This window comes from Massilia sp. Root418, assembly GCF_001425265.1.
Taxonomy (GTDB): domain Bacteria; phylum Pseudomonadota; class Gammaproteobacteria; order Burkholderiales; family Burkholderiaceae_D; genus Rugamonas.
The window spans coordinates 878,296-904,918 of record NZ_LMEC01000001.1 but is presented as its reverse complement, the minus strand read 5'-3'; the positions used below and the strand labels follow the sequence as shown (position 1 = coordinate 904,918).

The 26,623-nt window shown below is 63.4% G+C and carries 29 protein-coding genes; 22 read left to right on the top strand and 7 right to left on the bottom strand.

Translation table 11 applies throughout. From position 1 onward, the window contains the following. The first annotated feature begins 122 nt into the window (after positions 1 to 122). From pyrH to ASC94_RS03605, 15 genes are all read left to right on the top strand, one after another. Positions 123 to 839, top strand: a complete 717-nt coding sequence (gene pyrH, locus ASC94_RS03675; RefSeq protein ID WP_056390864.1) for a UMP kinase — start codon at positions 123 to 125, stop codon at positions 837 to 839. 41 nt (positions 840 to 880) lie between these two features. After that, positions 881 to 1,441, top strand: coding sequence for a ribosome recycling factor (frr, locus tag ASC94_RS03670; RefSeq protein WP_056390860.1), 561 nt, complete (start codon positions 881 to 883; stop codon positions 1,439 to 1,441). Positions 1,442 to 1,527: 86 nt separating this feature from the next. Next, positions 1,528 to 2,280 carry a polyprenyl diphosphate synthase gene (uppS, locus tag ASC94_RS03665; protein ID WP_056390858.1) on the top strand — a complete coding sequence of 251 codons (753 nt, stop codon included), beginning with the start codon at positions 1,528 to 1,530 and terminating at the stop codon, positions 2,278 to 2,280. Then, positions 2,280 to 3,113, top strand: a complete 834-nt coding sequence (locus ASC94_RS03660; RefSeq protein WP_056390856.1) for a phosphatidate cytidylyltransferase — start codon at positions 2,280 to 2,282, stop codon at positions 3,111 to 3,113. Before uppS ends, ASC94_RS03660 begins: the two co-directional genes overlap by 1 nt. A gap of 120 nt (positions 3,114 to 3,233) precedes the next feature. Then, positions 3,234 to 4,430 carry a 1-deoxy-D-xylulose-5-phosphate reductoisomerase gene (gene ispC, locus ASC94_RS03655; RefSeq protein ID WP_056390853.1) on the top strand — a complete coding sequence of 399 codons (1,197 nt, stop codon included), beginning with the start codon at positions 3,234 to 3,236 and terminating at the stop codon, positions 4,428 to 4,430. Continuing rightward, complete coding sequence (gene rseP, locus ASC94_RS03650) at positions 4,427 to 5,785, top strand: RIP metalloprotease RseP (protein ID WP_056390850.1); 1,359 nt, start codon at positions 4,427 to 4,429, stop codon at positions 5,783 to 5,785. The genes ispC and rseP overlap by 4 nt, the downstream gene beginning before the upstream one ends. A gap of 56 nt (positions 5,786 to 5,841) precedes the next feature. Beyond that, positions 5,842 to 8,172 (top strand): outer membrane protein assembly factor BamA, encoded by a 2,331-nt coding sequence (gene bamA, locus ASC94_RS03645; protein WP_056390839.1) that lies wholly within the window; start codon positions 5,842 to 5,844, stop codon positions 8,170 to 8,172. 29 nt (positions 8,173 to 8,201) lie between these two features. Then, on the top strand, positions 8,202 to 8,732 hold the full coding sequence (locus ASC94_RS03640; protein ID WP_082616125.1) for an OmpH family outer membrane protein: 531 nt from the start codon (positions 8,202 to 8,204) through the stop codon (positions 8,730 to 8,732). Positions 8,733 to 8,769: 37 nt separating this feature from the next. Continuing rightward, a complete protein-coding gene (gene lpxD / locus ASC94_RS03635) occupies positions 8,770 to 9,816 on the top strand; it encodes a UDP-3-O-(3-hydroxymyristoyl)glucosamine N-acyltransferase (RefSeq protein ID WP_056390838.1) in 1,047 nt (348 codons plus the stop codon). Beyond that, positions 9,813 to 10,319, top strand: coding sequence for a 3-hydroxyacyl-ACP dehydratase FabZ (fabZ, locus tag ASC94_RS03630; protein ID WP_056390837.1), 507 nt, complete (start codon positions 9,813 to 9,815; stop codon positions 10,317 to 10,319). Before lpxD ends, fabZ begins: the two co-directional genes overlap by 4 nt. Before the next feature lie 11 nt (positions 10,320 to 10,330). After that, positions 10,331 to 11,122 carry an acyl-ACP--UDP-N-acetylglucosamine O-acyltransferase gene (gene lpxA / locus ASC94_RS03625; RefSeq protein WP_157201304.1) on the top strand — a complete coding sequence of 264 codons (792 nt, stop codon included), beginning with the start codon at positions 10,331 to 10,333 and terminating at the stop codon, positions 11,120 to 11,122. Beyond that, complete coding sequence (lpxB, locus tag ASC94_RS03620; RefSeq protein WP_056390835.1) at positions 11,106 to 12,260, top strand: lipid-A-disaccharide synthase; 1,155 nt, start codon at positions 11,106 to 11,108, stop codon at positions 12,258 to 12,260. The genes lpxA and lpxB overlap by 17 nt, the downstream gene beginning before the upstream one ends. Beyond that, the gene (gene rnhB, locus ASC94_RS03615) at positions 12,257 to 12,883 is read left to right on the top strand and encodes a ribonuclease HII (RefSeq protein WP_056390834.1); all 627 of its coding nucleotides are present in this window, start codon (positions 12,257 to 12,259) and stop codon (positions 12,881 to 12,883) included. Before lpxB ends, rnhB begins: the two co-directional genes overlap by 4 nt. Beyond that, positions 12,880 to 13,665 carry an RNA methyltransferase gene (locus ASC94_RS03610; protein WP_056390833.1) on the top strand — a complete coding sequence of 262 codons (786 nt, stop codon included), beginning with the start codon at positions 12,880 to 12,882 and terminating at the stop codon, positions 13,663 to 13,665. The genes rnhB and ASC94_RS03610 overlap by 4 nt, the downstream gene beginning before the upstream one ends. 21 nt (positions 13,666 to 13,686) lie before the next feature. Next, a complete protein-coding gene (locus tag ASC94_RS03605) occupies positions 13,687 to 14,883 on the top strand; it encodes an EAL domain-containing protein (RefSeq protein ID WP_056390832.1) in 1,197 nt (398 codons plus the stop codon). Positions 14,884 to 15,129: 246 nt separating this feature from the next. Here the strand turns inward: ASC94_RS03605 and ASC94_RS03600 are convergent, their stop codons facing one another. Further along, positions 15,130 to 15,978 (bottom strand): pyruvate, water dikinase regulatory protein, encoded by an 849-nt coding sequence (locus ASC94_RS03600; protein ID WP_056390823.1) that lies wholly within the window; start codon positions 15,976 to 15,978, stop codon positions 15,130 to 15,132. A 157-nt stretch (positions 15,979 to 16,135) separates the two neighbouring features. On the opposite strand from ASC94_RS03600, the gene ppsA reads away from it, so the two are divergent. The 3 genes from ppsA (at position 16,136) to ASC94_RS03585 (ending at position 20,091) form a co-directional block, all read left to right on the top strand. Beyond that, on the top strand, positions 16,136 to 18,565 hold the full coding sequence (gene ppsA / locus ASC94_RS03595; protein ID WP_056390819.1) for a phosphoenolpyruvate synthase: 2,430 nt from the start codon (positions 16,136 to 16,138) through the stop codon (positions 18,563 to 18,565). Positions 18,566 to 18,713: 148 nt separating this feature from the next. Continuing rightward, positions 18,714 to 19,133, top strand: coding sequence for an NfeD family protein (locus ASC94_RS03590; protein WP_056390816.1), 420 nt, complete (start codon positions 18,714 to 18,716; stop codon positions 19,131 to 19,133). Between the two features lie 34 nt (positions 19,134 to 19,167). Then, on the top strand, positions 19,168 to 20,091 hold the full coding sequence (locus ASC94_RS03585; RefSeq protein ID WP_056390813.1) for an SPFH domain-containing protein: 924 nt from the start codon (positions 19,168 to 19,170) through the stop codon (positions 20,089 to 20,091). 45 nt (positions 20,092 to 20,136) lie between these two features. Here ASC94_RS03585 and ASC94_RS03580 read toward each other — a convergent pair whose 3' ends face one another. The 3 genes from ASC94_RS03580 to ASC94_RS33080 all read right to left on the bottom strand — a co-directional run bounded on the left by ASC94_RS03580 (position 20,137) and on the right by ASC94_RS33080 (position 21,312). Next, a complete protein-coding gene (locus ASC94_RS03580; protein ID WP_157201263.1) occupies positions 20,137 to 20,562 on the bottom strand; it encodes an STY0301 family protein in 426 nt (141 codons plus the stop codon). Further along, the gene (locus ASC94_RS31515) at positions 20,559 to 20,945 is read right to left on the bottom strand and encodes a BPSL0067 family protein (RefSeq protein ID WP_082616124.1); all 387 of its coding nucleotides are present in this window, start codon (positions 20,943 to 20,945) and stop codon (positions 20,559 to 20,561) included. Before ASC94_RS31515 ends, ASC94_RS03580 begins: the two co-directional genes overlap by 4 nt. Positions 20,946 to 21,066: 121 nt before the next feature. Then, a complete protein-coding gene (locus tag ASC94_RS33080) occupies positions 21,067 to 21,312 on the bottom strand; it encodes a hypothetical protein (RefSeq protein WP_056390807.1) in 246 nt (81 codons plus the stop codon). A 28-nt stretch (positions 21,313 to 21,340) separates the two neighbouring features. Here ASC94_RS33080 and ASC94_RS03570 point away from each other — a divergent pair, with 28 nt between their 5' ends. Beyond that, a complete protein-coding gene (locus ASC94_RS03570; RefSeq protein ID WP_200955532.1) occupies positions 21,341 to 22,084 on the top strand; it encodes a M48 family metallopeptidase in 744 nt (247 codons plus the stop codon). 25 nt (positions 22,085 to 22,109) lie between these two features. Here the strand turns inward: ASC94_RS03570 and ASC94_RS03565 are convergent, their stop codons facing one another. The 3 genes from ASC94_RS03565 to ASC94_RS03555 form a co-directional block, all read right to left on the bottom strand. Then, positions 22,110 to 22,412: a DUF1330 domain-containing protein gene (locus ASC94_RS03565; protein WP_056390804.1), complete on the bottom strand. Its 303-nt coding sequence runs from the start codon at positions 22,410 to 22,412 to the stop codon at positions 22,110 to 22,112. A 13-nt stretch (positions 22,413 to 22,425) separates the two neighbouring features. Beyond that, positions 22,426 to 23,154, bottom strand: coding sequence for an SDR family NAD(P)-dependent oxidoreductase (locus tag ASC94_RS03560; RefSeq protein WP_056390801.1), 729 nt, complete (start codon positions 23,152 to 23,154; stop codon positions 22,426 to 22,428). 82 nt (positions 23,155 to 23,236) lie between these two features. Next, on the bottom strand, positions 23,237 to 24,454 hold the full coding sequence (locus ASC94_RS03555) for an MFS transporter (RefSeq protein ID WP_056390796.1): 1,218 nt from the start codon (positions 24,452 to 24,454) through the stop codon (positions 23,237 to 23,239). Positions 24,455 to 24,580: 126 nt separating this feature from the next. Here ASC94_RS03555 and ASC94_RS03550 point away from each other — a divergent pair, with 126 nt between their 5' ends. The 3 genes from ASC94_RS03550 (at position 24,581) to ASC94_RS03540 (ending at position 26,613) form a co-directional block, all read left to right on the top strand. Next, positions 24,581 to 25,495: a LysR family transcriptional regulator gene (locus tag ASC94_RS03550; protein WP_056390793.1), complete on the top strand. Its 915-nt coding sequence runs from the start codon at positions 24,581 to 24,583 to the stop codon at positions 25,493 to 25,495. Positions 25,496 to 25,541: 46 nt separating this feature from the next. Beyond that, positions 25,542 to 25,976, top strand: coding sequence for a DUF4259 domain-containing protein (locus tag ASC94_RS03545; protein ID WP_056390791.1), 435 nt, complete (start codon positions 25,542 to 25,544; stop codon positions 25,974 to 25,976). A 103-nt stretch (positions 25,977 to 26,079) separates the two neighbouring features. Beyond that, on the top strand, positions 26,080 to 26,613 hold the full coding sequence (locus ASC94_RS03540; RefSeq protein WP_157201262.1) for a DUF1993 family protein: 534 nt from the start codon (positions 26,080 to 26,082) through the stop codon (positions 26,611 to 26,613). Positions 26,614 to 26,623: the final 10 nt, after the last annotated feature.

Genomic DNA, 26,623 nt, shown 5'->3' with positions numbered 1-26,623 from the left:
TAAGCCCAAACCACTTGTGCTTGCCTGGTTGCAAGCGAGTGGTGCAGTAAGCGGAGGTACGGTTATCATAATGCCTCCGCCAGCCTTACCCGAATAAAACCCCAACTAAGGAGCCCCAGCTCATGTCAAAACCAGCCTACAAGCGCGTCCTCCTCAAATTGTCCGGTGAAGCCCTGATGGGCGACGATGCCTACGGCATCAACCGCGGCACCATCGAGCGCATGGTGGCCGATGTGGCCGAGGTCGCGAAAATGGGCGTGGAACTGGCGGTAGTGATCGGCGGCGGCAATATCTTCCGCGGCGTGGCGCCCGGCGCCCAGGGCATGGACCGCGCCACCGCGGACTACATGGGCATGCTGGCCACCGTGATGAACGCGCTGGCCCTGGCCGATGCCATGAAGCACGCCGGCGTGACCGCGCGCGTGATGTCGGCGATCGGCATCGACCAGGTGGTCGAGCCCTATGTGCGCCCGAAAGCGCTGCAATACCTGGAAGAGGGCAAGGTGGTCGTGTTCGCCGCAGGCACCGGCAACCCCTTCTTCACCACCGACACGGCCGCCGCCCTGCGCGGCTCGGAAGTCAGCGCGGAAATCGTGTTGAAAGCCACCAAGGTGGACGGCGTGTACACCGCCGACCCGAAAAAAGACCCGAACGCGACCCTGTTCCACTCGATCACGTTCGATGAAGCCATCGCCAAACACCTGCAAGTGATGGATGCCACCGCATTCGCGCTGTGCCGCGACCAGAAACTGCCGATCAAAGTGTTCTCCATCACCAAGCCGGGCGCGCTGATGCGCGTGATTATGGGCGAGGATGAGGGTACACTGGTTCACGTTTAATTATTTACCAAGATACTTTTCAAGATATACAGGAGCACAGCATGTCCGTAGCTGACGTTAAAAAGAATGCGCAAGACCGCATGGCCAAGTCGATCGAGACCCTGAAGGGCGATCTGGCCAAGGTGCGTACCGGCCGCGCCCACACCGGCATCCTCGACCATGTGATGGTGGAGTACTATGGCAACCCGACCCCGCTGAGCCAGGTGGCCAACCTGACCCTGGTGGACGCCCGCACCATCGGCGTGACGCCCTTCGAGAAGAAGATGGGCGCCACCATCGAGAAGGCCATCCGCGACGCCGACCTGGGCCTGAACCCGTCCTCGCAGGGCGACCAGATCCGCGTGCCGACCCCGGCCCTGACCGAAGAGCGCCGCAAGGAAATGGTCAAGCTGGTCAAGAGCGAAGGCGAAGACGCCAAGATCGCCGTGCGCAACATCCGCCGCGACGCCAACGAATCGCTGAAGAAACTGGTGAAGGACAAGGCCATTTCCGAAGACGACGAACGCCGCGGTTCGGACGACATCCAGAAGCTGACCGACAAGGCCATCGTCGACATCGACAAGCTGCTGGCTGAAAAAGAGAAGGAAGTGCTGACCGTTTAAGGTCCAGCGCATTTCTGGTATAAGGGACGGGCCGCACCAGGCGGCCTGTCCCCATTGTGGCGACACCTTTTTTGGCTTTAGAGTTCATGAAATATTCGAGTTCGACGACTGCGGTTCCGGATGCGCCCAAGGTGCCCCGCCACGTGGCCATCATCATGGATGGCAACGGACGCTGGGCGACCAAGCGTTTCCTGCCGCGTGTCGCCGGCCACGTCAAAGGCGTGGAAGCGGTGCGCAAAGTAGTGGAAGGCTGCGCGCTGCGCGGCGTGGAGTACGTCACCCTGTTCGCCTTCAGTTCCGAGAACTGGCGCCGGCCGGAAGAGGAAGTGTCGCTGCTGATGCGCCTGTTCGTCACCGCGCTGGAGCGCGAAGTGTCGAAGCTGCACGCCAACAACATCCGCCTCAAGGTGGTGGGCGACCTGAGCCGCTTCGACGACAAGCTGCGCGGCATGATTGCCGCCGCCGAGCGCAAGACCGCCAACAACACCCGCCTCACCGTCACCATCTGCGCCAATTACGGCGGCCGCTGGGACATCATGCAGGCGGTGGGCAAGATGGTGGCGGCCCATCCGGGCGCGACCGACTTCAGCGAGGAACAGCTGGCGCCGCACCTGGCCATGGCCTACGCGCCCGAGCCGGACCTGTTCATCCGCACCGGCGGCGAAGAGCGCATCTCCAACTTCCTGCTGTGGCAGCTGGCGTACACCGAGCTGTTCTTTACCGACACCTACTGGCCCGATTTCACCATCGAGAGCCTGGACGCGGCCATCGCGTCTTACCAGAACCGGGAGCGCCGCTTCGGGCGCACCGGCGACCAACTGGCTGAGAAAACCACCTGATGCTCAAAACCCGGATTATCACCGCAGTGGCGCTGCTGGCGGTCCTGCTGCCCGTGCTGTTCTTTAACTACTATCCGGCCGTGGCCGTGGTGGTGCTGGCCTTTTTCGGCGCGGCGGTCTGGGAAAGTTTCAGGCTCTCCAAGACCCCCCGGCCAGCGCTGGCTGCGGCGGTGTGGGCGGCGGCGTTTGCCTACACCTTCCTGCTGAACGGCCTGAGCGGCCCGACCACCATCTGGCTGGCCATTGGCTTTGCCATCTGGCTGCTGCGCTTCACCCCCACGCTCTACACCGGCCTGCCGCCGATTGAAAGCCTGGGCAGCAAGATGCTCAGCGTGGTGTACGCCATCACTCTGGTGAGCTGCTTCGTGGCCATCCTGGCGCTGTACCTGAAGTCGCCGCTGTTCCTGATTTCCGTGATGGCCCTGGTGTGGGTCGCCGATATCGGTGCCTACTTCAGTGGCAAGGCCTTCGGCAAACGCAAGCTGGCGCCCGCCATTTCGCCGGGCAAATCCTGGGAAGGCGCCATCGGCGGCTGCATTGCCGTGGTGCTGCTGTCGGCCGTCACGGTGCTGCTGGCGCCGTCCGTGCCCTGGCTGCAGGATACCTTTGCCGTCACGCTGCAGGCCAAGCGCGGCTGGGGGCTGACCATCGTTATCCTGGTGGTGATCTGCGCCTTCAGCGTGATCGGCGACCTGTTTGAATCCATGCTCAAGCGCCGCGTTGGCGCCAAGGACAGCAGCAACCTGCTGCCCGGCCATGGCGGCGTGCTGGACCGTATTGATGCCCTGGTGCCGGTGCTGCCGCTGGCCGCGCTGATCGCCGGCTGGGCTTGATGGGCCCGGCGGGTTACGGCTATGCCTAACCCGCCCTACGAAGGACAATGACCCGCGGCCCGTAGGGCGGGTTAGCGCATCGCGCGTAACCCGCCGAGACTGGCCGCAGAAGGAAGAAGCATGCAACGCATCACCATACTAGGCGCCACCGGCTCCATCGGGGTCTCCACGCTGGACGTGCTGGCGCGCCACCCAGACCGTTACTCGGTTTATGCGCTGAGCGCGCACAGCCGCGTGGAAGAACTGGCCGCGCAGTGCGCCCAGTTCAAGCCCGCGCGCGCCGTGGTCGGCACCGCCGAGGCCGCCGCCCGCCTGCAAGCCCTGCTGCAAGCCCAAGGCCTGCGCACCGAAGTCGAATACGGCGAACAGGCCCTGTGCGCCATCGCCAGTTCCGCCGAGACCGACACCGTGATGGCCGCCATTGTCGGCGCCGCCGGCCTGGCGCCCACCCTGGCCGCCGCCCGCGCCGGCAAGAAGGTCCTGCTGGCCAACAAGGAAGCGCTGGTCATGTCCGGCCAGCTGTTCATGGACGCCGTGCAGGACAGCGGAGCGGTGCTGCTGCCCATCGACAGCGAGCACAACGCCATTTTCCAGTGCCTGCCGCAGCACTACAGCCGCGTGCCCGGCGCCTCCGGCGTCACCAAGATCCTGCTGACCGCCTCCGGCGGCCCCTTCCTCAAGCGCGCCGTGGAAACGCTGGACAGCGTCACCCCGGACGAAGCCTGCAAGCATCCCAAATGGTCCATGGGCCGCAAGATCTCGGTCGACTCGGCCACCATGATGAACAAGGGCCTGGAAGTGATCGAGGCGCACTGGCTGTTCGGCGCCACCGCCGAGCAGATCGAAGTGGTGATCCACCCGCAGTCGGTGGTGCACTCCATGGTGTCCTACAACGACGGCTCCGTGCTGGCCGAACTGGGCAACCCGGACATGCGCACCCCGATCGCGCACGCGCTGGCCTACCCGGAGCGCATGGCTTCCGGCGTGGCGCAGCTGGACCTGGCGCAAGTCGGCACGCTGCAGTTCGAGCGCCCGGACTTCGTGCAGTTCCCCTGCCTGGCGCTGGCTTTCGAGGCGCTGAAGGCGGGCGGCACCGCGCCGGCGCTGCTGAACGCGGCCAATGAGGTGGCGGTGGCCGCCTTCCTCGACAGCCGCATCGGCTTCCGCCAGATCGACCGCGTGATCGCGCAGGTGATGGACGAACTGCCGCACGGCGCCGCCGCCAGCATTGCCGCCGTGATGGAGCAGGACGGCCTGGCCCGCGCCGCCGCGGAGCGTATCATCAGCAACATTACCAGCGGCTTGCGCACACCATGAACCTGCTCACGACCCTGCTGGCTTTCGCGGTCGCGCTGGGATCGCTGATCATCTTCCACGAGCTGGGCCACTACTGGGTGGCGCGCTGGTGCGGCGTGAAAGTGCTGCGCTTCTCGGTCGGCATGGGCAAGGTGGTGTGGTCGCGCCGCGTCGGCCCGGACCAGACCGAATGGGCCGTGTCCGCGCTGCCGCTGGGCGGCTACGTCAAGATGCTGGACAGCCGCGAAACCGACATCGGCCCGCTGTCCGAGGCCGACAAGGCGCGCGAGTTCACGCGCCAGAACGTCTGGAAGCGCATCGCCATCGTGGCCGCCGGCCCGATTGCTAACTTCCTGCTGGCCATCATCCTGTTCGCCGGCCTGTACATGGCCGGCATCGCCGAGCCTTCCTCCAAGGTGGCGCCGCCGGCCACCGACAGCGCGGCCTTCGCCGCCGGGCTGAAAGGCGGCGACATCGTCACCGCCGTGAACGGCGAGCGCGTGCGCGTGTGGTCCGAACTGCGCTGGGCCGTGATCCAGGCTGCCATCGACAAGCAGGGAATGGCGCTGGAAGTGGACCGCCCCGGCAGCGGGCGCCACACCCTGAACCTGCCGGCCAGCGCCCTGGGCGGCATGGACCTGGAATCCGACGTGGCCGGCAAGCTTGGCTTCGGCCTGGCGCGCCCGCCCGCGCTGCTGGGCGAGATCGTGCCGGGCAGCGCCGCCGAGCGCGCCGGCCTGCGCAGCGGCGACCTGATTGAAACCGTGGACGGCAAGCCGGTGGAAGACTGGATCGCCTTCCTCACCATCGTGCGCGGCTCGAACGGCAAGCCGCTGCAGCTGCAGGGGCTGCGCGGCGGCCAGCGCGGCGGCGAGCGTTTTCAAGCTACCGTCACGCCCGAGGTGGAACGTAAAGGATCTGTAACAGTCAGTAAGATCGGCGCTTACGCCGGACAGGGCCCGGATATGATCGAAGTGACCGCCGGTCCGGTGGAAGCGGTGGGCAAGGGCGCCGTCAAGGTGTGGGACACCAGCGTGCTGACCCTGAAAATGATAGGAAAAATGGTAGTGGGCGAGGTCTCGTGGAAGAACGTGACCGGCCCCATCACCATAGCGGACTACGCCGGACAGACCGCGCGGATAGGCGCGGCCAGCTATCTGAGCTTCATAGCCTTCATCAGCATCAGTCTCGGGGTGATGAATTTGCTACCGATTCCCGTTCTTGATGGGGGACTTTTACTGTATTATTCGCTGGAAGTTTTAACCGGGCGTCCAGTGCCGGAGCGTTTTGGTGAGATAGCGCAGCGCCTGGGAGTTGGTCTGCTGGTGACTTTAATGGCACTGGCTGTATTTAACGACGTGGCGCGCCTGCTTTAATTAGTTTATGTAGTTCTGTAATTTGAGCCATTGATTTGAGCCTTCGAATACCACCAATGAAATTATATTCTGACCGTATTGCCTTGCCTTCCTTTCGCCGCAGCCTGATCGGCGCCGCCGCCCTGGCTCTCTGCTCCGGCAGCGCGTTCGCCATCAATCCCTTTGTCGTCAAGGACATCCGTGTCGAAGGCATCCAGCGTACGGAGGCCGGCACGGTCTTCAGCTACCTGCCGGTGCGCGTGGGCGAGACCTTCGACGACAAGAAGAGCGTGGCGGCCATCAAGGGCCTGTACGGTTCGGGGATCTTCAAGGACGTGCGCCTGGAGCAGGACGGCGACGTGCTGGTGGTGATCGTGGAGGAACGCCCGGCCATCGCCAAGGTGGACTTCACCGGCACCAAGGAATTCGAGAAGGACATGCTGGTCAAGGCGCTGAAGGACATCGGCGTGGGCGAGACCAAGACCTTCGACAAGGCGTCGGTGGACCGCGCCGAGCAGGAATTGAAGCGCCAGTACCTGTCGCGCGGCCTGTACGGCGTGAAGGTCACCACCACGGTCACGCCCATCGAGCGTAACCGCGTGAACATCGTGTTCGCGGTGGACGAGGGCGAAATCGCCAAGATCAAGCAGATCAACCTGGTGGGCAACAAGGCTTTCTCGGACAAGGAACTGCGCGAGAACCTGGCGCTGAACACCGGCGGCTGGTTCAGCTGGTACACCAAGGCCAACCAGTATTCCAAGACCAAGCTGACGGGCGACCTGGAATCGCTCAAGTCTTTCTATCTGAACCGCGGCTACATCGAGATGCAGGTCGAATCGACCCAGGTGTCGATCACCCCGGACAAGAAGGACATCTACATCACCATCAACATCAGCGAAGGCGAGAAGTACAAGGTCGCCGACTACAAGTTTGAAGGCGAGATGTTCGGCCGCGAGGAAGAACTGCGCCAGCTGGTGCTGCTGCGCAAAGGCGAAGTCTATTCGGGCGAGCGCCTGACCGCCACCAACAAGCTGATTACCGACCGCCTGGGCACCTTCGGCTACGCCTTTGCCAACGTCAACGTCGATCCGCAGATCGACCGCGAAAAGCGCGAAGTGAGCTTCACCTTCCTGATCGACCCGGGCAAGCGCGCTTACGTGCGCCACATGAACATCGCCGGCAACACCAGCACCCGCGACGAAGTGATCCGCCGCGAGTTCCGCCAGTTCGAATCGTCCTGGTACGACGCCAACAAGATCAAGCTGACCCGCGACCGCGTGGACCGCCTGGGCTACTTCAAGGACGTGACCATCGACACGCCGGAAGCGCAAGGCACCTCGGACCAGGTGGACGTGCAGCTGACGGTGGTTGAAAAACCGACCGGTAACTTCCAGATCGGCGGCGCGTTCTCGCAGGCCGAGAAGTTCACCTTCTCGGCGTCGATCCAGCAGGCCAACTTTGCCGGCTCGGGCAATACCGTCGGCATCAACCTGAACACCAGCAAGTACAGCCGCACCATCGAGTTCTCGAACACCAATCCGTACTACACGGATGATGGCGTGAGCCGCTCGTTCGACCTGTACATCCGCACCCTGAACCCGCCCGCGCTGAACATCGGTTCCTACACCATCAAGCAGCACGGCGGCCGTATCAGCTGGGGTGTGCCGTTCTCCGAAGTGGACACCGTGTTCTTCGGCGCGGGCCTGGAACGCTCGTCCATCACCACCGACGAGACCAGCCCGGTGCGCTACCAGGACTATGTGCGCGACATTACCGGCAGCCCGGTGGGCACCGCCAAGACCATCGCCGTGCCGCTGACCGCCGCCTGGGCGCGCGACAGCCGCGACAGCGCTTTGACCCCGACCGTGGGCCAGTACCAGCGCATCAACCTGGAACTGGACGTGGTGGGCGAGTCGAAATACTTCCGTGCCGTGTACGAACACCAGCTGTTCAAGCCGCTGCACCCGAAAGTCACGCTGGCCCTGAAGGGCGAGATCGACTATGGTCACGGCATCGGCGACAAGCCGTATCCGGTGTTCAAGAACTTCTACGGCGGCGGCATCGGTTCGGTGCGCGGCTACCTGAGCTCCTCGCTTGGTATCGTCGACACCCGCTACGGCGATGCCCTGGGCGGCGCCTCGCGCCTGATCGGTAACGCCGAACTGCAGATGCCGTTCCCCGGTTCCGGCCAGGACCGCAGCCTGCGCTGGTTCGGCTTCCTCGACGGCGGCCAGGTTTACCAGGAAGGCCAGAAGATGCGCTTCTCGGAGCTGCGCTTCTCCACCGGCCTGGGCGTAAACTGGATTTCCCCGGTTGGTCCGCTGAAGTTGAGTTATGCTAAGCCTTTGAACGCCAAACCTGGCGACCGCCTGGAGCGCTTCCAGTTCCAGATGGGTAATGGATTCTAAGGGTACTAACTTTGATTCGGAGAAACACGTTGAAGACTGCTTCCGCTACCGCATCGGCTAAGGCCGCCAAGTATCTGGCCGTGCTTGCACTGGGCTTGAGCGCTTTGGGGCCGGCGCAAGCGCAGTCGTCCAAGATTGCGTGGCTCAGCACCGAGCGGATTTATAACGAATCGCGCCTGGCCAAGCTGGCCGGCGACAAGCTGGCCGAGGAATTCAGGGCGCGCGAGAAGGCCATGCAAGACCTGGCCTCGCGCCTGAAGACCGCCTCCGAAAAGCTGGAGAAGGAACTGCCGGCGCTGGGCGAGGCCGACCGCGTGAAGCGCCAGCGCGAGTACTTCGAGCTGGACAAGGAATTCCAGCGCCGCCAGCGCGAGTTCCGCGAAGACCTGAACCAGCGCACCAATGAAGAGCGCGCCGTCATTTCCGACAAAGCCACCCTGATCATCAAGCAGCTGGCGCAAACCGAAGGCTTCGACATCGTGCTGCAGGACGCCGTGTGGGCCAGCCCGCGCATCGACATCACCGACAAGGTGCTGGCGGCGCTCGACAAAAACAAATAGTCACATAATTAGTCACATATAGATTGGAATACCCCCGATGGGCACTCGACTAGGAGAATTGGTCGAACGCTTGGGCGGGCAGCTGGTAGGCGATGCGGCACTGGAAGTGTCCGGCATCGCGCCACTGGCGGACGCCGGCGTTTCGCACATCAGCTTTCTCAGCAATAGCAAATTCCGCGCGCAGGCCGGCCAGAGCAAGGCCGCCGCGCTGATCGTCTCCGCACAGGAAGACGAGACCGTGGCCGCGACCTACCAGGGCGCGCGCATCATCGTCAAAAACCCCTATGTGTATTTTGCCCGCGCGGCGCAATATTTCGAATCGCTGACGGCCATCGTGCCGGAGCCGGGCGTGCACGCCATGGCGGCGGTGCATGCCACGGCCAAGGTGGATCCCACCGCGCACATCGGCCCCTTCGTGACGGTGGAGGCGGGCGCGGTGATCGGCCCCGGCGCCGTCATCGACCATGGCTGCTTCGTCGGCCGCGACGCCCAGGTGGGCGAGGGCACGCACTTCTTCGCCAACGTCACTTTCCATGCGCGCTGCATCATCGGCAAGCGCGGCATCATCCATTCCGGCGCCGTGATCGGCACCGACGGTTTCGGCTTTGCCAACGAGGGCGGCGTCTACATCAAGATCCCGCAGACCGGCCGCGTGGTCATCGGCGACGACGTGGACATAGGCGCCAACACCACCGTGGACCGCGGCGCGCTGGCCGACACCATCATTGAAGACGGGGTGAAGCTGGACAACCAGATCCAGATCGGCCACAACTGCGTGATCGGCGCGCACACGGCGATGGCGGGCTGCGTCGGCGTGGCGGGCAGCGCCATCATCGGCAAGTACTGCACCTTCGGCGGCGCCGCCATGGTGCTGGGCCACCTGAAAATCGTGGACGGCGTGCACGTCTCGTCCGGCAGCATGGTATCGCGCTCGATACTGGAGCCGGGCCAGTACACCGGCTTCTATCCCCTGGCGAAAAACGCCGATTGGGAAAAATCGGCGGCCATTGTTCGCAATTTGCCGGGGATGCGCGATAAAATCCGCGCGCTGGAAAAAAACATTAAAACCAAAGAAGAATCATGACCACTACCGAATCGAGCAACACCGCGACCACCCCGAAGACGATGGACATCTGCGAGATCAAGGCCTACCTGCCGCACCGCTATCCGCTGCTGCTGGTTGACCGCGTGCTGAACTACGAAGAGAACAAGTCCATCACCGCTATCAAGAACGTCACCGTCAACGAAGAGTTCTTCAACGGCCACTTCCCGCACAAGCCGGTCATGCCGGGCGTGCTGATGATCGAAGCGATGGCGCAAACCGCCGCGCTGCTGTCGTTCAAATCGATGGGCATCAAGCCGGACGAAAACTCGGTGGTCTACTTCGTGGGCATCGACGGCGCGCGCTTCAAGCGCCCCGTGGGCCCCGGCGACCAGCTGAAAATGGACGTGGAAATCCTGCGCGTGGCGCGCGGCATCTGGAAGTACAAGGCAGTCGGCACCGTCGACGGCCAGACCGCCGTGGAAGCGGAACTGATGTGCACCATCCGCAGCACCACCGACGCGAGCCAGCCAGCGGGGCAGTAATGAGCAACGAACTGCCGAACATTCATCCCACCGCCATCGTCGACCCGAAAGCGCAGCTCGACAGCAGCGTGACGGTCGGCCCGTACTCGGTGATCGGCCCCAACGTGTCGATTGCCGCCGGCACCAGGGTGGGCCCGCACGTGGTCATCGAAGGCCACACCAGCATCGGGCGCGACAATGTGTTCTTCCAGTTCTCGTCCATCGGCGCCGCGCCGCAGGACAAGAAATGGTCCGGCGAGCCGACCCGCCTGGAGATCGGCGACCGCAACACCATCCGCGAATTCTGCACCTTCAACACCGGCACCGTGCAGGACAAGGGTGTGACCAGGCTCGGCAACGACAACTGGATCTCGGCCTACGTCCACCTGGCGCACGACTGCATCGTGGGCAACAACACCATTTTCTCCAACAACGCGCAGATCGCGGGCCACGTGGAGATCGGCGACTGGGTCATCATGAGCGGCTTCGCCAATGTGCACCAGTTCTGCAAGATCGGCGCGCACGCCTTCGTCGGCATGAGCACCAGCCTGACCCAGGACGTGCCGCCCTTCGTGCTGCTGAACGGAAATCCGGCGGCGGCGCACGGCGTGAACATCGAAGGCTTGAAGCGCCGCGGCTTCACGCGCGAGCAGATCAACGCCATCCGCGCCGCCTACAAGACGCTGTATCGCTCCGGCCTCACGCTGGAAGAGGCCAAGGCGGCCATGATCGAACAGGAAGCCGCCCTGTCTGAAGACGTGGCCGTGCATGCGCGCGCCATGCGCGAGTTCCTCGATACGGCGAATCGTGGCATCGTCCGCTGACATTTCGGTCGCGGTCGTCGCCGGCGAGCCGTCCGGCGACGTGCTGGCGGCGCGCCTGCTGTCCGGGCTGCGCCCGCAGCTGCCGCAAGCGCGCTTCCATGGCATCGGCGGCCCGGCGATGATGGAGCACGGCTTCGAATCGCAGTGGCCGATGGACAAGCTGACCGTGCGCGGCCTGCTGGCGGTGATTCCCCGCTACCGTGAAATCAAGGGCATCCAGAATACACTGCGCGACCAGCTGCTGGCCAAGCGGCCGGACGTGTTCATCGGGGCGGACTACCCCGGTTTCAACCTGGGGCTGGAAGAACAGCTGAAGGCTGCCGGCATTCCCACCGTGCATTACATCGGCCCGCAGATCTGGGCCTGGCGCGGCGGACGCATCAAGAAAATCATCCGGGCCGTCTCGCACATGCTGGTGGTATTCCCCTTCGAGGAGGAAATCTACCGCAAGGCCGGCGTGCCGTGCAGCTACGTGGGCCATCCGCTCGCCGAGCTGGTGCCGTTGGCGCCGGACGAGGCGGGCGCGCGCCGCCAGCTGGGTTTGCCGGAGGACGCCAACGTCGTCACCATCATGCCGGGCAGCCGCATGTCCGAGATCAAGTACAACACGGTTGCCTTCATGAAGGCGGCGCGTTTGCTGAAGAAGCGCGACCGTTCGCTGCATTTCGTGGCGCCGATGGCGGGTGAGAAACAGCGCCAGTACTTCCTCCAGCTGGTGGCGGAAGCCGGCCTGCAGGACGTGGAAATCAAGCTGCTGGACGGCCAGTCGCACACCGCCATCGCGGCGGCGGACGCGGTGCTGGTCGCCTCCGGCACCGCATCGCTGGAGGTCGCGCTGTTCAAGAAGCCGATGGTGATCGCTTACAAGATGATGGCGATGGAATGGCAGATTTTGCGGCATTTTGGCTACCAGCCCTGGATCGGCCTGCCGAACATCCTGGCGCGCGACTTCCTGGTGCCGGAGTTGCTGCAGGATTCAGCCAGCCCGGAAAACCTGGCCGAAGCCATGTGGCGCCAGCTGAGCGACGCGCCGCACCGCCTGCACCTGGCGGAACGATTTACAGAAATGCACCACAGCCTGCTGCGCAATAGTGCGCAGGAAAGCGCGGCGGCAGTGATGAAAGTATTGAAGAAATGAAAACCCCACAACCCGGCCTGTTCGACGACCTGCCGCGCTCGCTGGATGAAATCATCTGCGGCGTGGACGAGGCCGGGCGCGGCCCGCTGGCCGGGCCGGTCTTTGCCGCAGCCGTCATCCTGCATCCCGAGCGGCCCATCGACGGCCTGCGCGACTCGAAAAAGCTCACCGAAGCCAAGCGCGACATGCTGGCACCGCTGATCAAGAGCCACGCGCTGGCCTGGGCCATCGCCGAGGCGTCCGAAGCGGAAATCGACAAGTTCAACATCCTGCAGGCCAGCCTGCTGGCCATGAAGCGCGCGGTGGAAGCGCTCAGCACCAAGCCCACCCTGGCGCTGATCGACGGCAACCATTGCCCGCGCATGCGCATCCAGACCATCGCCATCATCGGCGGCGACGACAAGGAAGACGCCATCTCGGCCGCCTCCATTCTCGCCAAGACCGCGCGCGACGCCGCGCTGGTGCAGCTGCACGCCGCCTATCCGCAATATGCTTTCGATCAGCACAAGGGCTACGGCACCGCGCTGCACCTGGAGCGCCTGCGCGAGCACGGCCCGTCGCCGGTGCACCGCCGCTCCTTCGCGCCCGTGCGCGAGCTGCTGTTCATTAATAATCTTCTATGAAAACCATCACCTCGCGCGACAACGCGCAGTACAAAGACCTGAAACACCTCGCCACCAGCTCGCAGGCCCGCAAGAAGGCCGGCCAGACGCTGCTGGACGGGGTGCACCTCTGCGAGGCCTACCTGGAGCTGCGCGGCTTGCCGGTGCAGTGCATCGTCAGCGAAAGCGCGCTGTCCAACCCGGAAGTGGCCGGCATCGTCGGCAAAGTCGAGCACCAGCACGGCCACACCCTGGCGCTGCCGGACGCACTCTACAATGCCGTGAGCCAGGTCGAGCATGGCGTCGGCGTGATGTTCCTGATCGATACCCCCGAGCGTGCCGTGCCGGACGCCATGACGGTTTCCGCCGTCCTGCTTGACAATGTGCAGGACCCGGGCAACGTCGGCTCCATTTTGCGCAGCGCCGCCGCGGCGGGCATCAAGCAGGTATATTGCAGCGGCGGCACGGCTTTCTGCTGGTCGCCGAAAGTGCTGCGCGCCGCCATGGGCGCCCATTTCGTGCTCGACATCTTCGAAAACGTGGACCTCGCGCCGCTGATGGCGGCGTCGAAAATCCCCACGCTGGCCACCAGCGGCTACGCCACCACGCGCCTGTACGACGCCGACCTGAGCAAGCCGGTGGCCTGGGTCTTCGGCCACGAAGGGCAGGGCGTGGCGGACGATCTGCTGTCGTTGGCTACGCAAACCGTGGTCATTCCCCATCTCGGCCAGGTCGAGTCCCTGAACGTGGCCGCGTGTGCGGCGGTATGCTTTTTCGAGCAAGTCAGGCAGAATCAGCAGTAGATTAGTTTCTCTGGAGCAGGCATGGACATCGCGCAGTTGCAGTTTCTGGTAGCGGAAGGGGATCCTGGCCAGCGCCAGGCGCTGGTGGATATGCTGCGCCGCCTCGGCGCCGCACAGGTAGCCGACGCTCCCGACGGCCATGGTGTGCTGCGCCATCTCAGCGCCGACTTCGTTCCTGCGGTAAATATCGCGATCCTGGACCTGGGCCTGCCGGGCATAGACGCGCTGGAGTTAATCCGCCGCCTGGCCGAGGCCGGCAGCCGCGCCGGCATTATCGTGGCGGGCGCGCAGAAATCCGACGTGCTGTTCTCCGTCGAAACCATGGCCCAGGCTTATGGCGTCGATTTGCTGGGCGCCATTGCCAAACCGGTCGGCGAACAACGCCTCCAGACGCTGATCAGCAATTACCAGGGCGCGCGCGCTGTTCCGAGCGGCCATCCCGGTCCGGTATTCGGCTTTGCGGAAGTTGGGCGCGGTTTGCAGGCGCGTGAATTCGATCCATTCTTCCAGCCCAAAATCGAACTGGAAACCGGCCTGGTAAAAGGGCTGGAAATGTTCGCCCGCTGGCGCCACCCAGAGCATGGGATATTGGGCCCGGCCGCATTCATGCGCGCGCTCGAAGAAAATAAGCGTATTGATTTTCTCGACTGGAGCATGATAGAGAAATCGGTTGCGGCTTGCCGCACATTGCACGATAAGGGCATTCCGATTTCGGTATCGATTAATGTGGACCAGGCCACGCTGGCGCATCCGCAATTCATGGCGCAAATTTCGGCTTGCCTGGACCGTCATCGCATTTTGGCCGACTATATTACTTTCGAGATGACTGAATCGGCGGTATTGTCCGCTGAACCGCATTTCCTTGAGCGCCTGCTGCGTTTGCGCATGCAGGGATTTGGATTGGCGATCGACGATTATGGCACCGGCCGTTCCAATCTCCAATTGCTTGCTGCGGTGCCATTCACCGAATTGAAAATCGACCGGAGTTTTGTCGATGGCGCCTCGCGCCGCCGCGCCATCAGCACGGTATTAAAATCCTGCCTCGGCCTTGCGCGCAGCCTGGATCGCCGTTCGGTTGCCGTGGGTGTGGAGACCAAGCAGGATTGGGATTTCCTCCAGGGCCTGGGCTGCACTTATGCGCAGGGCTATTACATCGCCAAGCCGATGCCGGTTGAAGAGTTCCCCGATTGGCTGAACGACTGGCGCCAGTTCTTCTAACGCCGGCGGGTTACGGCTACGCCTAACCCGCCCTACGGTCCACCGTTCTTCCGCAACTGGCGGGTTACGGCTGTGCCTTCCCCGCCCCGCGCATCCTCCGTTTTTCCGTAGGGCGGGTTAGGCGAAGCCGTAACCCGCCGGCCTTTTGCCGCAGTATTATGCCAAATATTGGTGCAATCATGCTAGATTAGAGCTCGCCTGGCGAAAAAAAACCCGCATTGCTGCGGGCTGTGGCGATCCGGGGACTTAGTATTCGCGCCGGTTCGGTTTGATCTCTTGCAGGATGGTGGTCGAAATCTCCTCAATCGACTTGGTGGTCGACGACAGCCAGCGAATGCCTTCGCGCTTCATCATCATTTCCGCCTCATTCACTTCGTAGCGGCAGTTCTCAATCGATGCGTATTTGCTCCCGGCGCGGCGCTCGTTGCGGATCTCGGCCAGCCGCTCCGGGGTAATGGTCAGCCCGAAAATCTTCGATTTGAATTGATAGAGTGAACTGGGCAGTTTGCCGCGCTCGAAATCGTCCGGGATCAACGGGTAATTGGCCGCCTTGATACCGTACTGCATCGCCAGGTACAAGCTGGTGGGGGTTTTGCCGGAGCGCGATACGCCCACCAGGATCACATCGGCCGACGACAGGTTTTTATGCGACTGGCCATCGTCATGCGCCAGCGAGAAGTTAATCGCCTCGATGCGGTTCTTATATTCTTCGCTATCAACGATATTATGCGAGCGGCCGATGGTATGGGTCGACATCACGCCCAATTCCTGCTCCAGCGGTGCCACGAAAGTCTGGATCAGGTCCATATGCATGCCATTGCATTTGCGGATCACTTCCGACAGTTCGCTCTTCACCAGCGTGGAAAAGATAATCGGTCGCTGGCCGTCGCTGGCCGCCGCTTCATTAATCTTGCGGGCCGCGTCATAAGCCTTGTCCAGCGTGTCGATAAACGGTAAGCGGATCTGGCGGAAGCGTAACTCGAACTGCGTCAGCACGGAATGGCCAAAAGTTTCCGCAGTGATACCCGTGCCGTCGGAGACGAAAAACACGGTGCGCGATGCGGCGGGGAGGGGCTGGCGTTGTTCTTGTGTCATGGGGAAGTGCTCAGAGCTATGTTGTGAATCGTCAATTTGCGCCGCAGGCTGTAGAATGCACAGCAACGGTAAGATTGTGCTGCACGATGCTAAGAATAACAAGAAACAATATCGGCCAGCCTGCGCAAAGATTTCTATCATCAGTAAAGGTGTCACTATGACTAACGCAGCACTGAAGGAGCAGCAGAACGGCGATGCCGTGTATGTCGCCTCGTTTGAGAACTTGCGCATGACGGATGTCGAATCCGTCGGCGGCAAGAACGCCTCCCTGGGCGAGATGATCAGCCAGCTGGCTGGCGCCGGCGTCCGGGTTCCGGGCGGCTTCGCCACCACGGCCCAGGCTTTCCGCGACTTCCTGTCGCACAGCGTTGCCGGCGGCAAGCCGCTGGCCCAGCGCATCGCCGACCGCCTGGAAGGCTTGAACATCGACGACGTACGCTCGCTGGCGGCAGCCGGCGCCGAAATCCGTCAATGGATAGTCGAAACCCCGTTCCAGCCTCGCCTGCAGGCTGAAATCGAAGAGTTCTACGCACGCCTGGTAGCCGACTCCGAAACCGAAATGTCCTTCGCCGTGCGCTCCTCGGCCACCGCCGAAGACTTGCCGGACGCGTCCTTCGCCGGCCAGCAGGAATCCTTCCTGAACGTGGTCGGCATCGAAAACGTGCTGGACGCCATGAAGCACGTGTTCGCTTCCCTGTACAACGACCGCGCCATTTCCTACCGCGTGCACAAAGGCTTCACGCACGCCGAAGTGGCGCTGTCGGCCGGCGTGCAGCGCATGGTGCGCTCCGACGTGGGCGCGGCAGGCGTGATGTTCACCATCGACACCGAATCCGGCTTCAAGGACGTGGTCTTCATCACCTCCAGCTATGGCCTGGGCGAAACGGTGGTGCAGGGCGCGGTCAACCCGGACGAGTTCTACGTGCACAAGCCGATGCTGGAGCAGGGCAAGTCGCCCGTGATCCGCCGCAATATCGGCTCCAAGCTGATCAAGATGGAATTCACCAGCGAGGCGAAAGCCGGCCGTTCCGTGAAGACCGTGGACGTGCCGATCGAAATGCGCAACCGCTACTCGCTGAACGACGAAGAAATCGTCGAGCTGGCCAAGTACGCCGTCATCATCGAGAACCACTACCAGCGCCCGATGGACATCGAGTGGGGCAAGGACGGCCGCGACGGCAAGCTGTACATCCTGCAAGCGCGTCCGGAAACCGTGAAGTCGCAGCAGAAATCCACCGACGCGCAGCAGCGCTTCAAGCTGAAGTCGACTGGCACCGTGCTGACCTCCGGCCGCGCCATTGGCCAGAAGATCGGCGCCGGCCCGGTCCGCGTGATCACCGATCCGTCTGAAATGGAACGCGTGCAGCCGGGCGACGTACTGGTGGCCGACATGACCGACCCGAACTGGGAACCGGTCATGAAGCGCGCTTCCGCCATCGTCACCAACCGTGGGGGCCGTACCTGCCACGCGGCGATTATCGCCCGTGAACTGGGCGTGCCGGCGGTGGTGGGCTGCGGCGACGCGACCGAGATCCTGAAAGACGGCACTTTCGTCACCGTGTCCTGCGCCGAAGGCGACGAGGGCAAGATCTACGACGGCCTGCTGGAAACCGAGGTGTCGGAAGTGGCGCGCGGCGAGCTGCCGCCGCTGAAGACGAAGATCATGCTGAACGTGGGCAACCCGCAGCTGGCCTTCGACTTCCAGTCGGTGCCGAACGCCGGCGTGGGCCTGGCCCGCCTGGAGTTCATCATCAACAACAACATCGGCGTGCACCCGAAAGCCATCCTGGAATACCCGAACATCGACGCCGACCTGAAGAAGGCCGTGGAGTCGGTGGCGCGCGGCCACGCTTCGCCGAAGGCGTTCTACGTGGACAAGCTGGCCGAAGGCATCGCCACCATCGCCGCCGCGTTCTGGCCGAAGAAAGTGATCGTGCGCATGTCCGACTTCAAGTCGAACGAGTACAAGAAGCTGATCGGCGGTTCGCGCTACGAGCCGGACGAGGAAAACCCGATGCTGGGCTTCCGCGGTGCGGCGCGCTACTTGTCGGCCGACTTCGCCGGCGCATTCGAAATGGAATGCCTGGCCATGAAGCGCGTGCGTAACGACATGGGCCTGACCAACGTCGAGATCATGGTGCCCTTCGTGCGCACCCTGGGCCAGGCCGAGAAAGTGGTCAACCTGCTGGCCAAGAACGGCCTGAAGCGCGGCGAAAACGGTCTGCGCCTGATCATGATGTGCGAAGTACCCTCGAACGCCGTGCTGGCCGACCGCTTCCTGGAGTTCTTCGACGGCTTCTCCATCGGTTCCAACGACCTGACCCAGCTGACCCTGGGCCTGGACCGCGATTCCGGCATGGAACTGCTGGCGGCCGACTTCGACGAGCGCGACCCTGCCGTGCAGGCGCTGCTGCAGATGGCCATCCAGGCCTGCCTGAGGCAGGGCAAGTACATCGGCATCTGCGGCCAGGGCCCTTCGGACCACCCCGAGCTGGCAGTGTGGCTGATGGAGCAGGGCATCGAGTCGATGTCGCTGAACCCGGACTCGGTAATCGATACCTGGCAGAAACTGGCAGCATTGCAATAAAACAAGTTGACGTAAGGGGGATTTGAGTTAGACTGGAGTTATTGAAACGTTTAGCAAAAAATCATCAACACCTTACACATTGCAGCAAGAACCCTCGTCGCCTTCGCAGGCAACGGGGGTTTTTTATTTTTCACAACGAGGAGGCATCATGTCTGACTGGAGCATGTGGCTGTTGGCCGCAGGCGTGCTGGTGGTACTGGAGCTGCTCACCGGCACCTTCTACCTGCTGATGATCGCGGTCGGGCTGGCGGCGGGCGCAGCGGTGGCGTTCGCCGGCGCGTCCGGACCACTGCAGACGGTGACGGCGGCCGTAGTGGGCGTGCTGGCCACCGGGCTGCTGTACCGCAGCAAGTACGGCAGGCACAGCGGCGTGGACGCGGCCGTGGACCCGAACGTGAACATGGACATCGGCCAGACCGTCAGCGTACCGGCCTGGCAGGACGGCATGGCGCGCGTGATGTACCGCGGCGCGCTGTGGGACGTGGAACTGGCGCCGGGCGCTTCGCCGGCGCCGGGCTTGTACACCATCCGTGAAGTACGCGGCAGCCGGCTGATCGTCGGCGCCTGAACCCTGAAAGAACAGACAAAACATGGAGAACTTTATGGAAATCGGCATCGGCAACGTCAGCTTCGTCATCTTCATCCTGGCGCTGGTATTCGTCTTCAAGACCATCAACGTGGTGCCGCAGCAGCACGCCTGGGTGGTGGAGCGGCTGGGCAAATACCACGCCACGCTCGGGCCGGGCCTCAACATCGTGGTGCCCTTCGTGGACCGCATCGCCTACAAGCACGTGCTCAAGGAAATCCCGCTCGACGTGCCGCCGCAGGTCTGCATCACAAAGGACAACACGCAGCTGCAAGTGGACGGCATCCTGTACTTCCAGATCACCGACGCCATGCGCGCGTCCTACGGCTCGTCCAACTACATCGCCGCGATTACCCAGCTGGCGCAGACCACCTTGCGCTCGGTGATCGGCCGTATGGAGCTGGACAAGACTTTCGAGGAGCGCGAGCACATCAACACCGCCATCGTCAACGCCATCGACGAGTCGGCCGCCAACTGGGGCGTGAAAGTGCTGCGCTACGAGATCAAGGATCTGACGCCGCCGACCGAGATCCTGCACGCCATGCAGGCGCAGATCACCGCCGAGCGCAGCAAACGGGCACTGATCGCCGCCTCCGAGGGCCGCAAGCAGGAGCAGATCAACATCGCCACCGGCGAGCGGGAAGCGTCGATCGCGCGTTCCGAAGGCGAGAAGCAGGCCGCCATCAACCGCGCCCAGGGCGAGGCAGCCGCCATCACGGCGATTGCCGACGCCACCGCCGGCGCGCTGCGCGAAGTCGGCGCCGCCATCCAGTCGCCCGGCGGCTCGGACGCGGTGAACCTGAAAGTGGCTGAGAAATACGTTGAAGCCTTCGCCGAACTGGCCAAGACCAACAACTCGCTCATCGTGCCCGCCAACCTGGGCGACATGAGCGGCCTGATCGCCACTGCGATGCAGGTGGTGAAAACGCAAAAGAGCTGATTGCCGCGCATGCCCATCTCCCTCCGGGCGGCGCCCCTGCCCGCCTTAGATGCAGGAAATCTTGATCGCATGCTGGCCTGCCTTGGCGCCCTTGCCATACGTAAATGAGCACGATTTCAGCTTTTCAGGGAGCGGCCTCGCGAGCGTGACTTCATTGTGGGCGCCGTAGCCGCACTCTAGCCACTTCCCGTTTGGAAAGGGTCTGTCAAGGTCATACGTATATGACCATTCCAGTTTGCCGGGCTTGCTGGCAAATTCCGCGAGGTCTCCGCGCATTTCGGGCGGGCCGCTGATCGGGGCTGCAGAGTTCAGAAAAAGCTCGGATGCTACGGTTGCGGTCCAGCCGGGGACCTGCACTGTAGAAACGGGAACGGATGACGGACAGCTGAACTGTACCGGTGCCGCGATGGCAGCGTGAGCCGTTGCGGCAATCAGGAGGCAGAAGATGGGCGGCGTGTTCATATCGCTCATTCAATTACAAAGAAGGCGTCGGCATTATCGCTTGGGGAGACAAATTTTCCATTTTTGTCCTTTCCGAGAGATGGGATGAATCGAGACGTTATCATTTGATCCTTCTTGTTTTTCCACTGGTCCATGACGTAAATGCCGTTGATTCCTTGCCGCAGGTACAGCGCGGCATGGTTGCCATGGCTAAGGTTTTGGTATCGGCCATTGACGAAAGTGGCTATTGCCGTTCCCTTTCTCAGCAGAGTGTTGCCCAGAACTGCCTTTCCCTGCTTCCAGCTTAATGCTCGAGGCGCACCAGCATATAGCTGTACGAGTGCGACACATTGATGTGAGCCCACTAGCTCATGTTTTTCCAAGTCATCGACTTTTCTATACTCATAGGCCATTTGAATTCCCTTTTCCGTGCCGGTTCAAAGCGAACCAAGGTCCACTGTAGGACTCGGCCGGGGGATGAGATTTGGGAGAAGTCAAAGGAGACGGTTAGTCGCCAGCATGGATTGATAAGCGTCATGCTTTAAACGTGCTTTTCGCTGTGCCCAGAGCAGACGCGTATTCGGCAACCCTGTGCAGCAGCGTCAGGCCGGGGAAGTCGGTGCTGGTCAGCTGGACGGCGTGCCAGCCGCAGCTGGCGTAGAGCCAGCCGCCGACAGCCGCGACCAGCGCGCCGCCGGCGAAGAACAGCGCGAAGTGCAGGCCTTTCAGGCGGCTGCGCACCTCGGCGCCCAGGCTGAAGATGGCGCACTGGCCCGGCACAGGCTAGCGGCCACGCCCATGGCGCGCTGTGGGACGTGGAGTTGGCACCGAGCGCATCCGCGCTGCACGCGCCGGGCCTGTACACCATACGCGAACCAGCTTCAACCAGCAGAACCAGAAAGCCAAGGCTGCGGGCGAGCGGGTGGTGGCCGGGCCAGAGTACGACCGCCTGAACCGCATTTCGAAACGCCTGCAGGCGCAGGTGCCGGCCTTCCGCGAGGACGCCGCGAAGTGGACCTGGCGCCTGGCGCTGATCGACGCCCCGGTGCTGAACGCCACCTGCGCGCCGGGCGGCCTGGTGACCATGTACAGTGGCCTGATCCGGCAGCTCAAGCTGACCGACGATAAGATCGCCATGGTGATGGGCCACGAGATCGCGCATGCCTTGCGCGAGCACGGCCGGGAGCGCCTGTCGCAAGCGCGTGCCAAGGGCAAGGCGGGACAGATCGCCTTGGCGCTGGCGCCCGGAAAGTCCGCCCAGATCGATCTCGCCGACGAGGTGAGCCACTACCTGTTCACTTTGCCCAACTCGCGCGAACACGAATCCGAGGCCGACCGCATGGGGATGGAACTTGGCGCGCGCGCGGGGTTCAACCCGCGCGCGGCGGTGTCAGTGTGGGAAAAGATGGCGAAGCTGTCCAAAGGCAGCGGACCGGCGGAGTTCCTGTCCACCCATCCTTCCGACCAGACCCGCATCGCCGACCTGACCGCCATGCTGCCCAAAGTGGCGCAGCTGCAGCCGGACGGCAAGCAGGGCAAGGCCGCGAAATAGCCGGCCCGAGGCCGCCGCCGCCGCGTCAGCCTTGTTGCGGCAGGCCTTCCACGATACGGAAGTCGCGCTCCGCGCCGTCGCCCAGCGCCTCCAGCGAGACCGCGTAAGCCGGGCTGTCGTAGGCCTGGCGCGCCGCCTCGACGGAGGGGAACTCGATCACCACCGTCAGTTGCTGCACGCCTGCTTCCTCCACCGTGGGCCGTGTGTTGAATACCAGGGCGCGGCCGCCGGCTGCTTCAATCGGAGCCCGCGCCAGTTCCGCGTAGGCCTTCACTTTCGCCTGGTCCGAAATCGACCGGTAGGCGACTACCCAGTATCCCTTGTTCATATTGCCTCCTCGATTACCATTTACCGTTATGGGCGCCGCCATCAACGCGCAGCACTTCGCCGCTGACTTGTTTGGCTTCCGTCAGATATACCACAGCGTTGGCGATATCCTCAACGCTGGCGGTGGAATTGTTCGGCGCCAGCGACTTCAGGAAGTCGGACGGAATGCCGTTGGTCAGCGGGGTGTCGACGATGCCGGGCGCCACCGCGTTCACGCGGATGCCCTGCGGCGCGAACTCGGAGGCCAGGCTGCGCGTGAGGGCTTCAATACCGCCCTTGGTAATCATGGGCACGGCGGCGGTCAGTGCGCGGTTCGGGCTGCCAACCAGGGTGCTGGAAATGCCGACGATGCTGCCGCCGCATTCCTGCGCCAGCATCTGCTTCACCACCAGCTGGCTGATGTAGAGGTAGCCTTCCAGGTTGGTGTGCGACAGCGCGGCGAAGTCCTCCGCCGTGTAGTCCAGGAAGGGCTTGGCGATGAAGATGCCGGCATTGTTGACCAGGCCGTCTATGCCGCCGAAACGCTCCACGGCGGCGGCGGTCACCCTGGCTGCGGTGGCCGCGTCGCCGATGTCGCCATCGACCAGCGCCAACTGCCCGGACGGCTGGAAGGTGCCGGACTTGCTGATGCTGCGCGAGGTGGCGACCACGTTGTAGCCGCGCGCCAGGAACGCTTCAACGATGCCTGCGCCTATGCCTTGCGAGGCGCCGGTGACGATGATGGTTTTTTGCTGCTGGGCCATGATGAACTCCTGAGGTTGTTGGTGTGAAGGACTTTACTTCCAACAACCTTGCCGATAAAGACAGCGTCAGGCCCTACTGTTGTTACATCGTGTAATCAATGCTGCTGGCACTGCCGTGGCTGGCCAGGTACTCGGACATCCAGTACAGCAGCGCAAGGGCAGGGAAGGCCGCGCCGGCCAGCAGGGCCGCATGCCAGCCGTAACTGGCGTAGATCCAGCCGCCCACCGCCGAACCCAGCGCGCCGCCGGCGAAGAACAGGGCGAAGTACAGGCCGTTCAGGCGGCTGCGCACTTCGGCGCCCAGGCTGAAGATGGCGCGCTGGCCCAGCACCAGGTTGGCCGCCACGCCCATGTCCAGCACGATGGACGCCACGGTCAGGATGGCCAGCGCCGCATTGCGCATGGCGGGCGAGTCCGGCGCGAGCAGCGGCAGCAGGAAGCTCACCACGCCCAGCGCCAGTGCGGCGGCGGTGGCCATCAGCGTGTGGCCGGCATCCGCCAGCTTGCCGGCAATGGGGGAGGCGACGGCGCCCGCCATGCCGACCAGGGCAAACACCGCCACGCCGGTCTGCGACAGGTGGAAGGCAGGCGAGGCCAGCATCATGGGCGTGACGGTCCAGAACAGGCTGAAGGCACCGAACAGGCCGGCGTGGTAGGCGGCGCGGCGGCGCAGCACCGGCTGGCTCAGGAACAGATGCCACAAGGACGCCATCAGCTTGGTGTAAGGCACAGGCGATGCGGGCACACGCTCCGGCAGCTTGCGGCGCAGCACGGCCGCGAGTGCCACGATGGCGACCGCGGCGCCGCCGAACACCACGTGCCAGCTGGACGCGTCCGCCACCAGGCTGGCCACCGGACGCGCCAGCATGATGCCCATCAGCAGGCCGCTGACCACCTTGCCCACCGTCTGGCCGCGCGTGGCTTCATGCGACAGGTGCGCCGCGAAGGGTACCAGCACTTGCGCGGCGACGGAGCCCAGGCCGATGGCCAGCGCCGCGGCCAGGAAAGTCCAGGCGCTGGTGCTGGTGGCGGCGGCCGCCAGCGCGACGGCGGTGAACAGCAGGGCGCCGACCACCAGCTTGCGGTTCTCCAGCAGGTCGCCCAGCGGCACCACGAACAGCAGCCCCACCGTATAACCCGCCTGGGTGAGCGTGACGATCAGGCCGGCGGCCTGCGGCGACAGCCCGGTGGCGGCGCTGATCGGCCCCACCAGCGTTTGCGCGTAGTACAGATTGGCCACGATCAGGCCGCAGGCAATGGCCAGCAGCCAGACCATGCCCTTGGAAATGTCCTTGTTCATATTTGCCTCTCGGATTTGAATGCGATAAGGCCATTCTAGGGAGAAGCCATCAGAAGATAATTAGGGCATAATCTACACACACTTTTCGTTTTATATGAACAATGCGAATGCAGGATGTGAACGAACATGGATAGACTGAAGGCCATGCAGACCTTCGTCCGCATCGTGGAAGCGAACAGCTTCACCAAGGCGGCCGAGACGCTGAACCTGCCGCGCGCCGCGCTGACGGCCACCATGCAGAACCTGGAAGCCTTCCTCGGCACCAAGCTCCTGCAGCGCACCACGCGCCGCCTGTCGCTCACGCCGGACGGGGCCGATTACTTCCGCCAGTGTGTCGAGATCCTGGGCGCGGTGGAGGCTGCCGAAGCCGGCTTTCGCGGCGCCAGCGCAGGAAAGCCGAGGGGCAAGCTGCGCATCGACCTGCCGGGCACCCTGGGACGCCGCCTGGTCATGCCGCGCGTGGCCGAGTTCACCGCCGCCTATCCCGAAGTGGAGCTGGTGCTCAGCCTCACCGACCGCATCGTCGACGTGGTACAGGAAGGCATAGACTGCGCGCTGCGCGTCGGCCAGCTGCAGGACTCCTCGCTGGTGGGACGCCAGATCGGCAGTATGCGCTTTCTCACCTGTGCCTCACCCGCCTACCTGGCGCGGCACGGCATTCCCGCCGAGCTGGAGGAACTGCGCGCGCACAAGGGCGTGATCCACTTCTCCGGCCGCACCGGCCGCGCTTTCGATTGGGATTTCCAGGTGGACGGCAAGGTGGTGAAGGTGGACATGGCCGGCGCCATCTCCGTCAACGACGCGGATGCCTACCTGACCTGCGCTTTGCAGGGCCTGGGCCTGGCGCAGGTCGGCGCCTACCAGGCGCGTCCCCATCTGCAGGCCGGCGAGCTGGTGGAAGTGCTTTCCGCGTGGCCGCCCACGCCCATGCCGATTTCGCTGCTGTATCCGCAGGGCCGCATGGCTGCGCCCAAGCTGCGCGTTTTTGCCGGATGGCTCACCGAGATCTTCCAGCAAGAGCCGGATTGCAAGTTGGCGTAGCGCCGGTTCCCGGCGTATGATCTCGTGAAATTTACTAAGGAATATCATGGGCACATGGGCGGTGGACGCATTCGGCAATGACTTCGCGCTGGATTGGGCGCAGGATCTGCAGGAATCGAAGGATCTGTTCTTCATCGAGGACACGCTGAACAACGTGCTGTCCCCCGACAGCGCGGACTACCTGGAGGCGCCATTCGCAGCCGAAGGGCTGGCGGCCATCGAGGTGCTGGCGCGCCTGTACGGCAAGCCGGGCGCGGAAGACGAGAACACGAAAGACGTGGATGCGTGGGTGGAAGAGGTGAGCAAGAAGGCCACCAAGCGCCGCGCGGACCTGATCGAGAAATCGCAGCGCGCCATCGGGCACATTTTGTCCGAGCGCTCCGAGCTGCGCGAATTGTGGCAGGACAGCGAGCACTATGAAGACTGGCGCGCTTCCGTTGACGAACTGAAGCAGCGCATCAGCGCATCAGCGGGTGAGTGAACGCATTGATAACACTGTAAAACGACGCTTGTCGTCACGGACATTGCTATTGCCTGTCCACAATGGCAGAGTGTAGCTTGTCGTCAATAAAACAGAGATTATCGTGGGGACCACGCTCTATACGGCCAGCGTGCCGGTGCTAATTCATTATTTGCAGCAGATGCATGCAACGCTGCGCGTGGCGGAAAACCACGAGCGGCGCACCGGCAGGCAGCTGGTGCGCGCGGCGCTGGCGGAAGGGATGTTTCCCTTCGCGCAGCAGGTGACGACCGCGTGCAGCTTCGCCGTGCGCGCCTGCTGCCCCTTGCTGTCGGCTGATCTGCCGGTGCTGGGCGGGGGCGACCAGGACTGGGACCAGCTGCGCGCCCGCATCGCCGCCACCGTGGACTTCCTGGAGGAAGTGCCGGAAGAGCGCATCGACGCTGCTGAGAACATGCAGGTAGTGACCACCGCCGGCCTGGTGTCGCCGGTCTTTTCCGGGCGCGACTATGTAGTCTCCTATGCGCTGCCCAACTTCTTCTTCCACCTCGTTACCGCGCACGCCATCCTGCGCAGCCACGGCGTCCCCGTGGGCAAAGAGGATTTCGACGGCTACCACCAGTACCAGGCAGGCTTCAGCTTCCCGCAGGCGAAGTAAAGCGCTTTCG

Excerpts from the sequence above, each read along its gene's own strand:
- pyrH (WP_056390864.1), top strand. The coding sequence starts at position 123 with ATGTCAAAACCAGCCTACAAGCGCGTCCTCCTCAAATTGTCCGGTGAA.
- frr (WP_056390860.1), top strand. The coding sequence starts at position 881 with ATGTCCGTAGCTGACGTTAAAAAGAATGCGCAAGACCGCATGGCCAAG.
- uppS (WP_056390858.1), top strand. The coding sequence starts at position 1,528 with ATGAAATATTCGAGTTCGACGACTGCGGTTCCGGATGCGCCCAAGGTG.
- ASC94_RS03660 (WP_056390856.1), top strand. The coding sequence starts at position 2,280 with ATGCTCAAAACCCGGATTATCACCGCAGTGGCGCTGCTGGCGGTCCTG.
- ispC (WP_056390853.1), top strand. The coding sequence starts at position 3,234 with ATGCAACGCATCACCATACTAGGCGCCACCGGCTCCATCGGGGTCTCC.
- rseP (WP_056390850.1), top strand. The coding sequence starts at position 4,427 with ATGAACCTGCTCACGACCCTGCTGGCTTTCGCGGTCGCGCTGGGATCG.
- bamA (WP_056390839.1), top strand. The coding sequence starts at position 5,842 with ATGAAATTATATTCTGACCGTATTGCCTTGCCTTCCTTTCGCCGCAGC.
- lpxD (WP_056390838.1), top strand. The coding sequence starts at position 8,770 with ATGGGCACTCGACTAGGAGAATTGGTCGAACGCTTGGGCGGGCAGCTG.
- fabZ (WP_056390837.1), top strand. The coding sequence starts at position 9,813 with ATGACCACTACCGAATCGAGCAACACCGCGACCACCCCGAAGACGATG.
- rnhB (WP_056390834.1), top strand. The coding sequence starts at position 12,257 with ATGAAAACCCCACAACCCGGCCTGTTCGACGACCTGCCGCGCTCGCTG.
- ASC94_RS03610 (WP_056390833.1), top strand. The coding sequence starts at position 12,880 with ATGAAAACCATCACCTCGCGCGACAACGCGCAGTACAAAGACCTGAAA.
- ASC94_RS03605 (WP_056390832.1), top strand. The coding sequence starts at position 13,687 with ATGGACATCGCGCAGTTGCAGTTTCTGGTAGCGGAAGGGGATCCTGGC.
- ASC94_RS03600 (WP_056390823.1), bottom strand. The coding sequence starts at position 15,978 with ATGACACAAGAACAACGCCAGCCCCTCCCCGCCGCATCGCGCACCGTG.
- ppsA (WP_056390819.1), top strand. The coding sequence starts at position 16,136 with ATGACTAACGCAGCACTGAAGGAGCAGCAGAACGGCGATGCCGTGTAT.
- ASC94_RS03590 (WP_056390816.1), top strand. The coding sequence starts at position 18,714 with ATGTCTGACTGGAGCATGTGGCTGTTGGCCGCAGGCGTGCTGGTGGTA.
- ASC94_RS03585 (WP_056390813.1), top strand. The coding sequence starts at position 19,168 with ATGGAAATCGGCATCGGCAACGTCAGCTTCGTCATCTTCATCCTGGCG.
- ASC94_RS03580 (WP_157201263.1), bottom strand. The coding sequence starts at position 20,562 with ATGAGCGATATGAACACGCCGCCCATCTTCTGCCTCCTGATTGCCGCA.
- ASC94_RS31515 (WP_082616124.1), bottom strand. The coding sequence starts at position 20,945 with ATGGCCTATGAGTATAGAAAAGTCGATGACTTGGAAAAACATGAGCTA.
- ASC94_RS03565 (WP_056390804.1), bottom strand. The coding sequence starts at position 22,412 with ATGAACAAGGGATACTGGGTAGTCGCCTACCGGTCGATTTCGGACCAG.
- ASC94_RS03560 (WP_056390801.1), bottom strand. The coding sequence starts at position 23,154 with ATGGCCCAGCAGCAAAAAACCATCATCGTCACCGGCGCCTCGCAAGGC.
- ASC94_RS03555 (WP_056390796.1), bottom strand. The coding sequence starts at position 24,454 with ATGAACAAGGACATTTCCAAGGGCATGGTCTGGCTGCTGGCCATTGCC.
- ASC94_RS03550 (WP_056390793.1), top strand. The coding sequence starts at position 24,581 with ATGGATAGACTGAAGGCCATGCAGACCTTCGTCCGCATCGTGGAAGCG.
- ASC94_RS03545 (WP_056390791.1), top strand. The coding sequence starts at position 25,542 with ATGGGCACATGGGCGGTGGACGCATTCGGCAATGACTTCGCGCTGGAT.